Origin of the sequence: Kitasatospora sp. NPDC093102 (assembly GCF_040683915.1) — a bacterium.
Lineage (GTDB): Bacteria > Actinomycetota > Actinomycetes > Streptomycetales > Streptomycetaceae > Kitasatospora.
Window position 1 is genome coordinate 1 of the sequence record NZ_JBFBFA010000014.1, and the last position, 13,725, is coordinate 13,725.

The 13,725-nt window shown below is 69.6% G+C and carries 7 protein-coding genes; 4 read left to right on the forward strand and 3 right to left on the reverse strand.

The genetic code is table 11. The features are described from left to right. Positions 1–51: 51 nt before the first annotated feature. Together AB0O11_RS19850 and AB0O11_RS19855 are read right to left on the reverse strand one after the other, a co-directional pair. A complete protein-coding gene (locus AB0O11_RS19850; RefSeq protein ID WP_363388698.1) occupies positions 52–7,617 on the reverse strand; it encodes a LamG-like jellyroll fold domain-containing protein in 7,566 nt (2,521 codons plus the stop codon). 14 nt (positions 7,618–7,631) lie between these two features. Continuing rightward, complete coding sequence (locus AB0O11_RS19855) at positions 7,632–8,183, reverse strand: hypothetical protein (RefSeq protein ID WP_363388396.1); 552 nt, start codon at positions 8,181–8,183, stop codon at positions 7,632–7,634. A gap of 508 nt (positions 8,184–8,691) precedes the next feature. Here AB0O11_RS19855 and AB0O11_RS19860 point away from each other — a divergent pair. Then, positions 8,692–10,746 carry a GNAT family N-acetyltransferase gene (locus AB0O11_RS19860; protein WP_363388399.1) on the forward strand — a complete coding sequence of 685 codons (2,055 nt, stop codon included), beginning with the start codon at positions 8,692–8,694 and terminating at the stop codon, positions 10,744–10,746. Continuing rightward, on the forward strand, positions 10,743–11,219 hold the full coding sequence (locus AB0O11_RS19865) for an ASCH domain-containing protein (protein ID WP_363388402.1): 477 nt from the start codon (positions 10,743–10,745) through the stop codon (positions 11,217–11,219). Before AB0O11_RS19860 ends, AB0O11_RS19865 begins: the two co-directional genes overlap by 4 nt. A 345-nt stretch (positions 11,220–11,564) precedes the next feature. Here the strand turns inward: AB0O11_RS19865 and AB0O11_RS19870 are convergent, their stop codons facing one another. After that, on the reverse strand, positions 11,565–12,341 hold the full coding sequence (locus AB0O11_RS19870) for a hypothetical protein (protein ID WP_363388405.1): 777 nt from the start codon (positions 12,339–12,341) through the stop codon (positions 11,565–11,567). A gap of 157 nt (positions 12,342–12,498) precedes the next feature. Here AB0O11_RS19870 and AB0O11_RS19875 point away from each other — a divergent pair, with 157 nt between their 5' ends. Together AB0O11_RS19875 and AB0O11_RS19880 are read left to right on the forward strand one after the other, a co-directional pair. Next, positions 12,499–13,044 carry a hypothetical protein gene (locus tag AB0O11_RS19875; RefSeq protein WP_363388408.1) on the forward strand — a complete coding sequence of 182 codons (546 nt, stop codon included), beginning with the start codon at positions 12,499–12,501 and terminating at the stop codon, positions 13,042–13,044. A gap of 125 nt (positions 13,045–13,169) precedes the next feature. Continuing rightward, positions 13,170–13,676 (forward strand): GNAT family N-acetyltransferase, encoded by a 507-nt coding sequence (locus tag AB0O11_RS19880; protein ID WP_363388411.1) that lies wholly within the window; start codon positions 13,170–13,172, stop codon positions 13,674–13,676. Positions 13,677–13,725: the final 49 nt, after the last annotated feature.

Sequence of the window (13,725 nt, forward strand, 5' to 3'; positions counted from 1 at the left end):
CGCGGGGCCCGGGGGGGGGGGGGGCCCCCCCCCCCCCCGGGGCACCGGGACTCAGGCCTCCACGCCGTAGTACTGGGCGAGGAACCCGATCACGTCCGCGGCGTGCGGGAGCAGCTCCGGCAACTCCCGGGCCAGCGTGGTGCGGGTGGCCTCGGCCAGTTCGGGCAGGCCGGTGGCGGCGGACTTCACGTAGGGGTCGAGGCGGCGGACGAGTTCGTAGTTGCTCTCCACGTCCAGCTGTCGCATGGCCTTCTCCAGCGGGGGCGCGTCGGCCGGCGGGATGTCGGGCAGGACCCGGCTGACGAAGGTGACGCGGTGCAGGACCCGCCAGCACGGCGGCTTGCGGTCGGCTTGCCGGGCCTGGCGCAGCGCCGCCGCGTTGGGGTCGTTGCCGTTGTTCAGCCAGGCCGGGTCGACGACCTTGTGGAAGAAGCTGTCGAAATGCTCGCTGTCCTCCCCGAGGTAGAAGCTGAGGAAGCGGTAGGCGTCCACCTTGCCGGGCACCTTGACGGGGTTGCCGTCCCGGTCGAAGACCGGGTTGCGGTCTCCGTCGTAGCTCTGGAGGTTGCTGCTGGGGGCGACTTCGACCTCCAGCCCGAAGGAGCGGGTGGCCTCCTTGCCGCGGGCCCGGGTGGCGGTCATGCCGCCGCCCACGGAGGCGTCGAGCTGGGCGCCGATGCCGATGCCCGCGATCTGGAAGGACGTGCCGATCGAGGTGCCCACCGAGCCGGAGAGCGAGTACGAGCCGGCCGTGGTCTCGCTGACCACGTCGGTGGTCTCGGTGGTCTCGGCGAAGAAGCCGCCGGCGGCCGTCCACACGTAGGTGTTGACCAGGTCGCGCCGGGAGAAGCCCTGCCCGGTGGCGCTGTCGGCGGCTTCCCGGCCGCGGGCCGGGGCAGCGTCCGCGCCGATCGCGCCGCCGAGCACCCGGCCGGCCTTCTGGGCGAGCGGGTCGGGGGCGTGGGTCTCGGTGGAGACGCTGTCGTAGTAGCTGTGCAGGCGCTGCTGGTCGCGCTGGATGCGGCGCTTGAGCGCGTAGGCCTCGCGGGGCTTGAAGTAGCTGTACTCGCCCCGCTCGCGGGCCCCCTGGTACTCGGGGTCGAAGACCTTGCCGCGCTCGTCGAAGCCGACGGTGCCGTCCAGGGTGCCCTGCTTGGTGTAGCGGGGGTTGATCGGGAACGGGACGACGTTCCAGTCCTTGGGGATGTCCGGGTTGGGCTGGATGCGGTAGGCGACCAGCGCGCCGCTGTGCGCCAGGCGCAGCGCGAAGACGTCGGCGGTCTGCGACTGCACGACGGCGAAGCCGGTGTTGGCCGGGACGTACCTGCGCCCGGCGGTGGGGTTGAGCAGCCGGCCCGGGTCCTCCCAGTGGCCGGTGAGCGAGACCTTGGCGGTCCGGGCGGTGTTCTCGCCCTGGGAGACGGAGGTGTCCTCGGCCCAGCTGTTGGAGAACTCCAGGTTGCCGCGCACGCTCGCCGAGACCCCGCCCTTGGCGATGGACTTGGCGATGCCGAAGCCGAGCGGGGCGGTGATCATCCAGACGTCGACGTCCACCTCGTTGGAGAGCGCGAAGCCGAAGGCGGCGTCCACGCTGCGCTCCTTGGCGGAGGACAGCGAGCGGACGACCTGTTCGGCCTCGGTGAGCTTGACCGTGGAGGCACCCTCGAAGGTGTCGCTGCCGGGGTCGGTCAGTCCTGCGGTGAGGTTCTCCGAGGGGATCGGCGGGGCGCCCTCGACGTAGCCGATCAGCTGCGGGTCGAACTGAATCTGGCTGACCCACTCGCTGACCAGTTCGCCGACCTTGTAGCCGGTGATCAGGTGCCAGCGGCCGTCCTGGAGGTAGCTGTAGGCGCGCTTGAGGACGCCGAAGGCCTCGCCGCGCGAGCCGTACTGCATGTCGGCGTACTCGGCGACGGCCGGGGCGGCGGAGACGCTCTGGTGGAACGGGGTGCGCAGGCCGGCCAGGGCCGAGCGGACCTGGGCGGCGTCGTTGGAGACCGGGGCGCTGGAGAGAACGGTGCGCGGGCGGGTGGCCTCGGGGCCGAGCTCCAGGTGGTTGCCGCGCAGGCCCTCGTCGCGGACCTGGGCTGCGCTCGCCTCGGTGGAGTCCCGGTCGAACGGCCAGTAGGCGACCAGGTCCTCCTTCTCGCCCTTGAGCCGGGTGAACAGGTTGTCCAGCAGCTGCTCGTGGGTGCGGGCGGTGCGCCAGATCCGCACCTCCTCCAGCACGCCGTCGAAGGCCTCGGCGGGCTTGCCGCCCTTGAGCACGGCGCCCAGGGTCAGCTGCGGGTCACCTGTCGCGGCGAAGGCGGCGGTGTCGGGCAGGCCCGGGGTGCCGGCCGGGTCGCAGGCCACCGCGACGCCGTTGCGGTAGAGCCGGAAGACGCTGCCGCGCGGGTCGGGATTGCGCACCCAGCGGGCGCCGCGCAGCCGGGCCGGGTGGGAGCCGGTGACGTCGGCCGCGGTGCCGCCCGCGTTCTCCTCGAAGCGCCAGTGGGCGACCAGGCCGCGGTCGCGGGCAGTGACGGCGGTGCCGAGCCGGGCGGCGTCCCGGGCGGCGCCCCAGATCCGGACCTCGGCGAGCACCCCGGTCAGCTGCTGGACGGTGGCGCCCGCACGGGCCCGGCCGAGCTCCAGCGGGGCGTCGTTGCCACGCGGGCCGGGGCCCTCGTAGCGGGCGGCGCCGATCTCCCGGCCGTCCAGGTGGAAGCGGATGTCCTGCCACTCCCGCACGGCGAGCGACTCGACCAGCTCGACGCTCTGGGTGACCGGCTTGCCGTCGGCCCCGGCGGTGGTGATCTCCTTGGTGCCCTTCTGCTCCTGCATCGAGCGGCCGCCCTTGCGGACCACGGCGATGCGGTGGAACTGCCCGGTCTTCACGCCCTCGGTGGAGGTGAAGCGCACGGCCCGGCCGTCGGGCTCCTCGAAGGCGAACTCCAGCCGCCCGTCCGGCAGGACGGCCAGCCGGTACGGCACGCTGCCGCCGACGCCGTCGGCGGTGCGGCCCTTGGAGAGCAGGCCCTGGGTCTCGCCGAGGCGGTCGACCCGGGCGAACACCTCCAGGGTCAGATCGTCGGCGATGTCCAGCGCGTCGTCGTCCGGGACTTCGAGGTGGGCGTCGCCGGTCAACTCGACCGCCCAGGACTGCTGGTAGGCCACGGCGAGGTGGCTCCACTCACGCAGCGGGAAGCTCTCCCGGCTGACCACCCGACGGTCCCCGACGGCCGCGACGACGCGGTAGCCGCCGTCGGCGATCGGCGCGCGGGCCGGGGCGGGGGTCGGCATGCCGCGCAGTTCGGCGTGCCGCTCGTTGCCGGAGCGGTCGGCCAGGACGGGCGGGGCGGCCGGGGCGCCGGGCGCCGGCGCCGAGTACGTCCAGTAGCCGAGCAGCCCGGGCTCGTTGCCGGCCAGCCGTCGGCCCTGGTCGGCCCGCAGCTCGTCGCCGCCGCGCGCCTTGGACCACAGTCGGACCTCGTCCAGCCGGACGGCGGCGAACTCGCGGGGCCAGCACAGCACCGTGCCCAGCGAGAGCCGTCCCTGCCCCCGGTACGGCTCCTTGGCGGTGCGCCGGGCGATCTCCTGGCCGTCCAGGTAGATCACCTGCTGGCGGCTCTCGCACAGGAAGACGCAGGCCCAGTGGTGCCACTTGGTGTCGCCGAAGCGCCGGGTGGTGTCCAGGTCGTCGTTGCAGAAGCCGAAGGTGAAGAAGCCGTTCGCGCGGAAGCCGATGTGCAGGCTCTCGCCGTCGCGCTGCTGGTCGGTGCTGTGGCCGAGGACGAAGTGCGACCGGCTGTCGATCGAGGTGCGCTGCGCCCAGAACTCCACCGTGAAGTCGCCGTCCCCGAAGCCGAAGGCCCCGGGCACCACGGCGGCGTCGTCCACGCCGTCGAAGACCAGCCCGGAGGCCACCGGGGTGCCGAGGAGGCCGAGGCCGTACGGGGTGTCCCCCGTGTTGGCGTGCAGCAGCCGTACCGGACCCTCCGCCCGCTCCGGGTTGATCCAGGTCTCCAGGGTGAGGTCCCCCGGGGTCACCGCGCGGGGCAGCTGCCCAGCGGGCAGGGCGAGGAAGCGGCCCTTGCCGTCGAAGGCGTAGGCGCGGCCCGGCATGTCGGCCCGCCAGCGCCCGCCGTGGCCGCGCACCAGGCCGTCCGCACCGCCCAACGGCAGTTCGGCGAGGCCGCCGGGGTCGACGGTGACCAGCCGGGAGCCCTCGGCGAGGGTGCTGCCGGGCTGGGAGGCCTCGGACCAGCGGTGGTCGTAACGCACCCGCTGCACGCTCATCCCCGGCTTCAGGATGGTCAGCTCCGCTCCCGCGCCCAGGCGCAGCGACTTCGACCCGGTGGGGTGGCTGCCCTCGAAGCGGAAGCCGTGGCCACCGACGGTCACGAAGCCGGGGCCGGCCAGCGGGGCGAGGGTGCCCTCGGTGAATTGCACGACGTCGCCGTCGATCCGCAGCACCGTGCCGATCGTGACGGGCTGCTCAGGCGCGCCGTTCACCACGGCGGCGAAGTCCTCGGCCCGGCGGGGCAGGTGGAGCCACCGTTCGGTCTGCCCGTTGTGCTTGATCATCAGGGAGACCTGCGCCGGGGTGTCCCCCTCCATGATGCCGATCTTGGTTCCGGCGAGGTCGGTGGCCGCGTCCCTGGCCGTGAAGGAGACCGTCCGCTCGCCGGCGGCCAGCTGCCGGGAGGAGCGCAGCACCTGGGTGTCGTAGTAGGCGGCGAAGAACTGGCCGTTGGAGCCCCGGAAGTAGAGCACGACATTGCCGGTGGCGCTGTCCAGCAGGAACGGACGGTCGGCGGCGCGGGCGAAGCCCAGCAGCGCGCCGGAGCCGCTCAGCCCGGTGCGGTCGACGGTGAGCTGCGGCACCGGCAGGGCGATGTCGTCAGAGCCGCGCACCCCGCCGGTCAGCCGTCCCAGCTCCTCCTGCTTCGCGGCCAGGCGGGCCTGCTGGGAGGCAAGGTCACGGCGCAGCTCGGCAAGCCGGTCCTGCTTGACGCCGAGGAGCTGGAGGCGGTCGTCGAGTTCGGCGATCTGCCGGTTCAGCCGGTCGGTGGTGGGGCTGGTCTTCAGCGAGTTGTCGATCCGCTCCAGGACGAGGATGCTCTCGCCGGAGGCGTTCACCGTCGCGTAGTCGTACTGCACGACGCGGTCGCCCTGGCTGTCCCGGGCCGCGATCGGCTTGCGACTGTGGCGGGCCACCAGGCTGTGGCCGTTCCAGGTGTCGAGTGCGAACTGGGTGGCGGCGTTGTCGGCCTCCCGGGAGTACTGGATCAGGGCGGCGTCGTTGTCCACGGAGCGGGCTTCGACGTTCAGGTCGTGCCCGGAGTTGGCGTTCTTGACGAAGTAGCAGGTGACGCCGTTGAGCGTGGTGCCGGTCGGCTCGAAGGTCCAGATCGTCGACGCGGCCTGCTTGTTCGCGGTGCGCACCACCGGGGCGACCCGGTCCTTGCTGTCGCCCTGCACCGCGAGGTACTGGTCCTTGCCGTCCCTTTGCAGCTTGAACCGCAGCCGGTAGCGCCAGTAGGTGGGATCGTTCTCCAGCGCAGCGCGCGCCTCGGCCCGCTGGCGCTCGACCTCCGGAATCTCGGCGGTCTCGGTCTGGAGTCGGGAGATCTCGGCCTCGGTCGCGGCGACGTCCCGGGTCAGCTTCGCCACCTGGGCGTCCACCTCGCTCGCCGCGTCCACGTTCCCGCTGGACTCCGGGGCGGCCAGCACCGGCAGAGCCAGCTCCTCCGGGGTCTGTGCCAGCCGGCCGTCCCGGCCCACCCCCAGGTCCAGGGTGGCGACATACGCCTCCTCGGTGGCCTTGCCGGTCACCGGGTCGGGCCCGCCGGTCGTGCAGGCGAGCAGCACCCTGGCCTGGCGCTTGACCGGCTTGGCCGCCCGGTCGTAGCCGGCCGGCGAGGCCTCCTGCTGGTGGTGCAGCAACGCGGACAGGCCGGAGACCACCCGGCGCCCTGTGAAAGCGAAGCTACTGCGGCTCACCGCGGAGTCCTCGCCGACCGGGGCCTCGGAGGTGACCCAGGCGGGGCCGCCGCTCAGCGCGGCGTGCCGGGCGTGCTCGGTCTGGTCGTGCAGCGTGCCGCCGGAGCCCTCGTCGAAGCGGTAGTAGACGGCCAGGCCCGGCTCGTTGCCGATCAGGCGGCGGCCCCGGTCGGCGGCGATCTCGCTGCCGCCGCGGGGGCGGAGCCAGATCCGGACCTCGTCCAGCTCTCCGCGACCGTACGAACGGATGCCGCGCCCCAGGGTGAGACCGCCGAGGCCGGCGTAGGGCATGTCCGTGGTGCGACGGCCGAGTTCGACGCCGTCGCGATAGACGATCTGCTCGCGGGTGTCCCGGACGAAGACGCAGGCCCAGTGGTGCCAGTCGGTGTCCGTGGTGCGCTGCGGGACGTTCAGGTCGTCGCCGTAGAAGGCGAAGGTGAAGGTGTCGTCGCCGCGGAAGCCGATGTGCAGGGTGCGCAGCCGGACGCCGCTGGGCGCGCCGTGGCCGATCAGGAAGTCCTCGCGGCCCCCGGTGGCGGTGCGCCGGGCCCAGAACTCCACCGTGAAGTCGCGGTTCGCCAGGTCGAGGGCGCTGCCGGGCAGTTCAGCCACGTCGTCGACGCCGTCGAAGCGCAGCGCTGTCCCGGCCCGGCCGCCCTCGCCCCCGGCGGGTACCAGCGGACGGCCGGTGAACGGGCAGGTGCCGGGCGCGCTCTCATAGACGGCGTCCCGGTAGCGCGGGTCGGGGCTGGTCCAGGCCTGGGTGCCCTGGGTGTTGAACAGGCCGTCCCGGCCGCGCTCGACGCTGAAGCCGTCGATCCGGCCGCTGGCGTCGTTGTGCGCGAAGATCTGCCAGCGCTCCCGGCCGTGCACGGCGGTGGGCACCAGCAGGGCGGTGAACCGGCCGCCGGAGAGGTTGCGGACGAAGGACAGTTCCTGGGTCGGCTCGACGAACGGCTGCCCCTCCATGTCCTGGGTGCCGAGGCTGTCCTTGGCGGAGTCCGGGCGGCCCTTGTGCCGGCTGCGCCGGTAGCGGACCTCCAGCACCGGCTTCAACTCGCCGCCGGCCAGCACGAAGCGGTCGCACAGCAGGGTCGCGTCGACCACCGCGACCTTGCCCTCACCGTCCTTGGCCAGGTAGTCCGTGCGGGCCGGGTCGCCCGAGGAGCCGGTGCCGTCGGCGAGCCGGAACACCGCGTCGGAGTGGTCGGCCCGTACGGACTGGCGCAGCACGTACAGGTGGGTGCCGTCGGAGACCACGTGGAAGGGGGCGGCTGCACCGAGGCGGGCCGTGCTCGACAGGAACCGGTCCAGCTCCTGCTCCTCCAGCCGCTCCGCCGGGTCCGCCTCCACCCGGCCGCCGCGCTTGACCACCGGCATCCGCACCGAGCCGGCCACCGCGTAGCCGACCCGCGTCACCTCGGAGGGGAAGCGCAGCGTCAGCGGGTCCTCCGACCAGTAGGCCGCGTCGGCCTCGCCCTTCGCCTCGTCGTGCTGCGACAGGTCCAGGACGCTGTAGACGATCCGCCGCTGGTCGTCCATCGCGAACGCGACCGTGCTGCCCTGGTGCCGAACGGTCGTGGTGTGAACGTAGGCGCGGTCGCTGTAGACCTTCGCCAGGTGCTGCATCTCCGTCAAACCCGTCACCTCATGCCTGGTGGCCGCGGCACTCCCGACAGCCACGCGATCAACACAGAACGTGCCCACGGTTTCACTGGATGTGACTGCCGATCAAGACACTTTCGCGCCACGGCACATCGGCGATCCCGCCATCCGCCCCAGCCTCCCCGGACTGCCGAGTCGGATCGCCGGGTCCGAGGCCGGCTCCTCTCGCCATCGGCCCAGGTGAGGTATTCCTGGTCGATGAAGTAGCGGCCGTCGAAGCAGAGGAAAACCTTGGAGTCGGTGTCGTTGCCCGCGATCCAGGACTTCTCCCACTGCACGACGGTGCCGACGCCGTCGCGCTTGGGGCAGTGGAGGCCCTCGCGGCGTTCGGGCCGGCTGTAGAAGCCGTGCCCGTTGGAGAGCCGGTACGGCGTGCGGACGAAGGCGCTGCTGCCGCCGACGCGGTCGTAGAGGGGGGCGGGGAAGTTGGTGCGGGCGACGAGCTTCGGCGGGACGTCGTGGACGTCGACCTCGTCGCCGTCCGCGTAGCGGGCAGGCTCCCCCTTCAGCCGATGGAAGGCCTTGCGCACGGTGCCCGCGCGCTCGCTACTGTCCGTGAAGGCCGCGAGATCGCCCTCCTGGCCCTCCTCGCACGAATGGTCATGTCCATACCAACGGCCGCTCAGGGGAAGCGGTCACGCCCAGACCCGGCCACTCACTCCGTCGGCGGCCCTCACAGCCGGGCCTTCTGACACGGATCTGGCACGGCGGAGCCGGATTGGTCCAGACAACACGAAAGCCGCAGGTCGCTGACCTGCGGCTTTCTCAATGGGACGGGCGACGAGAATCGAACTCACGCTCTAAGCTTGGGAATCTTTGGTCCTTCGACCCGAGAGGTGCTCCTGACCTGTACCGATACCGGCATGGCCAGCCCGTCGGACACCCGACGCAGACCACTGCTGTCCGCCGTTCACGACCCGTTCTGGCACGCGTCTGGCACGACTGGCGACGGAATCGCCCTTCCGAGGTTTAGGTGCCAGCTGAGACAGACATGGCTGAGAACGAGGCTGCTTGGTGCAGCTCAGTTGAGGGGGTCCGATGGGGATCAAGGTCGTGTCGGTGTCTCCGGCTCAGGATGAGCTGTTGGCCGAGTCCATCGCGCTCGGTGATCGCTACACCAAGACGCTGGGGCTGATGACACCGCCCGCCTACTCGAAGATGGCGGAAGACGGCGGGCTTCTCGCAGCCATCGAGGACGGTGTGGTCGTCGGGTATGCGCTGTTCGGTCTGCCGAAGCGGACGCCCCATGTTCGACTGGCCCATCTCTGTGTAGCCCAGGAACACCGTAGCAAGGGCATCGCCCGGCTGCTGATCGAAACCATCCGGGCCCACCACGGCCAGCGTTTCGGCATCAAGGCGAAGTGCAGGCGTGACTACGGGCTCACCGGGATGTGGACGAAGCTCGGATTCATCCCGCGCGGCGAGGTGAAGGGCCGCAGCAAGCAAGGGCACGTACTGGACGGCTGGTGGTTGGACTTCCGCCATCCCAGCCTCTTCGCCGAGGTGGACAGCGACGCGCAGCTGACCGTCGCGATCGACCACGGCGTCTTCGCCCATCTCCGCGGACGGAAGCCGTCCTCAGAAGCAGCCGAGTCCCAGGCGCTCGAAGCCGGATGGATGACCGATCTGGTTGAGCTGGTCTTCACCCCGTACCTCTACCAGGACATCCGGGACATTGAGAATGAGGCCGAGCGCGTCCACCAGCGAGCGGCCGCCGCCGGCCTTCGCGAGCTCAGCCCCGATCCACAGACTGTGGCACTGCAGAGCCGCCAGTTGCTGGACGCAGCGGCCAAGGCCGATCCCGGGCTAACGGAGCTTGAAGCGCGACTGCGATACGTCGCCGAGGCCGCAGCCTCCGGAGTGCACGTGCTGGCCACCCATGACCCGTCGCTGACACGACTGGCTGATGTCGCATGGAATGCCGTCGGAGTCCGCATCGTGGCCCCAGCAGACGTAGCAATGCATGTCGACGAATTGCGGCAGGCCCAGGTGTACCGGCCGGCCGATCTCATGGGTACCGAATTCCGCATCAGTGAGGTCGCGCCGCGCGGTGAGGCCGAACTGGTCGCGTTCTTCGAACAATCGAGCAGCGACAGCGGATCGGACTTCGCAAACCGTCTCAAGAGTCTAGAGCGGAGCCCCCTCAGCTGGCGCCGCGAGCTCATCCGTGACGGCGAGGGGCACCCGGTTGCACTGTACGCCTGGGCCGTAGACGGACGGACGCTCCTCGTCCCAGTTCTGCGTACCGCTACCCATCCGCTCGAAGAGACCCTCTCCCGCCAGGTGCTGTTCACGCTGAAGCAGACCGCCCGCTCGTACGGTGCCCACGTCGTGCACATCACCGACCCGTTCCCGTCCACCGCGGCACACGTCGCAGCTCGCGATGATGGCTTCCTCGCTCACCAGGACGGTCTGGCGGCGCTCGTCGTGGATGTCTGTGGAACGGCAGCAGTCGTCACCGAAGCCGCCGATACTGCATCACGAGAGCTGGGCACGACGGCGCTGGCTCTCCCCACCGGGCTGCCGGCTGAGGTCGCCAGCGTCGTTGAGCGATCGTGGTGGCCTGCCAAGGTCATGGACTCCGAGCTGCCGTCGTTCATCGTCCCTATCAACCCTGTCTGGTCGACCGAACTGTTCAACATGCCTGTGTCCCTTCTGCCTCGACGAAACGAGCTGGGGATCAGCAGGGAGCACGCCTACTACCGCGCCTCGGGACACCGCGGCGAGAGCGTCCCAGCCCGCCTCCTCTGGTACGTCAGCCAGGACCCGTCCAGCCAGGAAGGACAGATGGCGATCGGCTGTTCTCGGCTTGAGCAGGTGGTCGTCGACACAGCCGAGGCCCTCTTTGCCCAATTCGAACACTTGGGCGTATATGGTCTGGAGGAGATCCGCAAGAAAGTGGCCAACTCCACCTCAGGTACGGCCATGGCTCTGCGTTTCTCGGACACCGAGCTCTTCCCCAATCCGGTGACGTACCGACGCCTGAAGTCCCTGGCGAAGGGTCTGGGTCTACCGTTGTCCGTGATGTCGCTGACGAAGATCGACAACAGGCTGTTCGAAGCGGCCTACCAGGAAGGGCACCGACCGACGTGAACCAGGAACGCGCACTCCTGCTCTCAGTCCACCCGCGTTTTGCGACCGCGATCCTTGCGGGCAGCAAGACCGTTGAGGTGCGCCGACAGCGAGTCGCCGTTCCCCCTGGGACTCCTGTCGTGATCTACGCCACGGCTCCCACGATGGCCTTGGTCGGCACCGCCCGCGTCGCTTCCGTCCATGTCGGATCCCCGAGCGAGGTGTGGGCCGCCAGCCGCTCCCGCACGGGGATCACCCGTCGCGAGTACGACGAATACATGAGCGGTGCCGCCCAGGCCAGTGGCCTCACGCTGGAGGCACCGGTCACCTTCAAGGAGCCAGTCACGCTCGGCGCCTTGAGGTCCGCCGGAACGTTCCACCCGCCGCAGAGCTACCGATACCTGCCAGGCGAAGCCCTCCGGCAAATGGCCGAGGTCTCTACGGCAGCCGGACCTGCCCTCCTCAGCGTCCTGGGTGCTCCGGCGCTCGCGTAGCAATTTCCGCGGCCCCGTTCGTCAGTCTCGGCCGGTTGGCGTCAGTGCCGGCGTCCACGGATCTGGCACGGCCTCCATAGGGCGCCCGCCACCGCCTTCGACAGCCAGCCCATGTGCTGAGCACAGCCACATCTCAGCTCCCCGTGGCGGCCAGACGGGAAGAACGGCGGCGGATTCCTCCAGGCACGCGATTCGGGGGCACCCAAACACACCTTCCAAAGGCTCGTGCGGTCGTGCGGGGACGGTCACATGCTCGCCGATCTACGCGAAGCGGCTCGTCGGCCAGACTCCGAACGGGGCTGGACAGGGATGCATGCAACCAAAACTGCAACCGGTAAGAGCTGCTTAGTATCTTTGGGAGACCCGGGCATCGACCAGCGCGTTCGCGGCACTCCGGGCTTCCCCGGCTGCCTTCTTCAGGATCGCCGCCAAGCCCTCAAGATTAACCAGCGCGTCGGCGGCGTCGGCCAACGTGTTGGCACTGTCCTCCAGGTTGGCCAGAGTGTGCGCGGCGCCGGCCAACATACTGGCGGTGTCTTCCAGGTTGGCCAGGATTCGCGATGACCTGTACAGCATCTCGATCCCGTCCTCGGAGATTCCGAAGCCGTGAACCCGCGGGTCTGCCAACTCTGCGGTCAGCACCTTGAGCAGTGAGGCCAGTTCGGGGGCGGTCTTGCTGAACTCTTCTAGTGCGGGGCTGACTCGGTCGAGTAGTTCGCCTTGGGCGGTGGCGATCATCGCTGTGAGCTTGCCCTCGGTGAGGGCGCCCAGCCCTGCCAGGGCGTCGAGACCGTCAGCCTCGCGAGCGACCTTCCAGGCCAGAAGAACGTCCGCGGGGTACTTGTCGCTGCTGGCGCCGTCGACAACTTTGTGGTGTGCGGTACATAGCAGAATCAGGTTGGCGAAGCTATTGCGCTCCTCTTCCGACCACTCTGGGTCGAACCGCTTTCCGCCCTCTTCGAGTGCCCGGATGTGGGCGATCTCCAAGTTGAGCACAGGCACGCCGTTGATCATACGGATGGTGGCGACATTGCAGTCAGGCGCGTAGCACCCACCGCGAGCAAGCGTCATGAGACCGGCGATGGTTGCGTTGCTGTAGTTGCGTCGCGGCTTTCGATCCATGAAGCCCTCCCTAACCTGACTGCCAGTCATGCAAAACGTAGCGGAGAGGACCGACAGCATCGGCCGTTAGCGCTGCCCGGTAGTCGCCATCAAGCCACCGGCAATGCCCTCAGTGGCGTAACGAAGCCGTTTCCCAGAGGAATCAGGTGAAGTCGGCATGCACATCAGCATTGCGGGATACCGTCAAGGCATGGGGCTCGACGACGCGATCAGCAAGGCGAGACGGCAGCACGACCTGCGGGAAGCTCAGCAAACGCAAGAGAAGGATCAACGGCAGCGTGAGCAGGAGAGGCTCAGGAATCTCCTGGCTGAGGCCGTTGAGCGGCTGCGACCGTACCGAGGCGAGACCTTCCACCGCATGCGCGTGTCTGCGACTGGACCGCTTCGCGGTCCCGATGGGGCCCGCTACCAGCAGGTATCCGCTCACTGGTGCTGGCTGATCAAGGAACTGAACGGCGAATCTCTGAGCCGGCAACGGTCTGTGATGCTCCTCGTACTCGACGCCAGTGCTGCGCGTGTCGTACGGGTGCATCTCACCCTGCAAGGCGGAGCCGGACAGTACGTGACATCCATGGCCCCAGAGCCGGTAGGACCGCAGGACTATCAGGACAAGGGCATCATGGCGTGGCTTGGCGGTGGCTGGATCAACGAGCTGGAGAGCGACCTGGGTGCGGCCATCGTCCGCTACGAGCGAAGCAGGTGACGACAGAGCCTCCTGGGCACTGCTTACTCGAAATGCCGCAGGTCAGCATTCAGCCGACACTTGGTGCTGTGGTGTCATGGTCAGCCCGCACGTCCCCGCCCCCATCGCACTGTGCGCCTGTCGTCATGCGACGGTTCACCGAGGGTGACTCTGTTGCGGGGCTGACTCGTCTGCTGCACCGCGCCTATGCCGATCATGCTTCGGCTGGCCGGCTCTTCTTCGCGTCTTATCAGTCCACACAGGACACGGCTGATCGGGTGGCGAAGGGGGAGTGCTGGCTCGCTGTGAGGGGTGCCGAGCTACTCGGGTCGGTGACAGTGGCGGCTCCGTACGCGGTGCCCGAGGCGTATCCGGCCCCGGTGGGAGCGGGCTCGTTCTGGCAGTTGGCGGTCGACCCGGCCCGTCAGGGAACGGGTCTTGGACAGCGTCTGCTAACCCTTGCTGAGGAACGCATCGTTGCCCTTGATTCCACGAAGGCGGTCATCGACACCTCCACCCAAGCGGTTGATTTGATCGGCTGGTACCACCGACGGGGGTACCAGCCCATCGGAAGGTGGCGGTGGGACGTGACCAACTACGAGAGCGTGGTCCTGCTGAAAGACCTTGCGGAGGCCGCCGAGCACGGGCGGTGAAAACGGGCGGTCGATGTTCTCCCGAGTCGGGAAGACACCGACCGCTCGC

Coding starts and splice junctions, on each gene's coding strand:
- AB0O11_RS19880 (WP_363388411.1), top strand. CDS start 13,170: ATGCGACGGTTCACCGAGGGTGACTCTGTTGCGGGGCTGACTCGTCTG.
- AB0O11_RS19870 (WP_363388405.1), bottom strand. CDS start 12,341: ATGGATCGAAAGCCGCGACGCAACTACAGCAACGCAACCATCGCCGGT.
- AB0O11_RS19875 (WP_363388408.1), top strand. CDS start 12,499: ATGCACATCAGCATTGCGGGATACCGTCAAGGCATGGGGCTCGACGAC.
- AB0O11_RS19860 (WP_363388399.1), top strand. CDS start 8,692: ATGGGGATCAAGGTCGTGTCGGTGTCTCCGGCTCAGGATGAGCTGTTG.
- AB0O11_RS19850 (WP_363388698.1), bottom strand. CDS start 7,617: ATGCAGCACCTGGCGAAGGTCTACAGCGACCGCGCCTACGTTCACACC.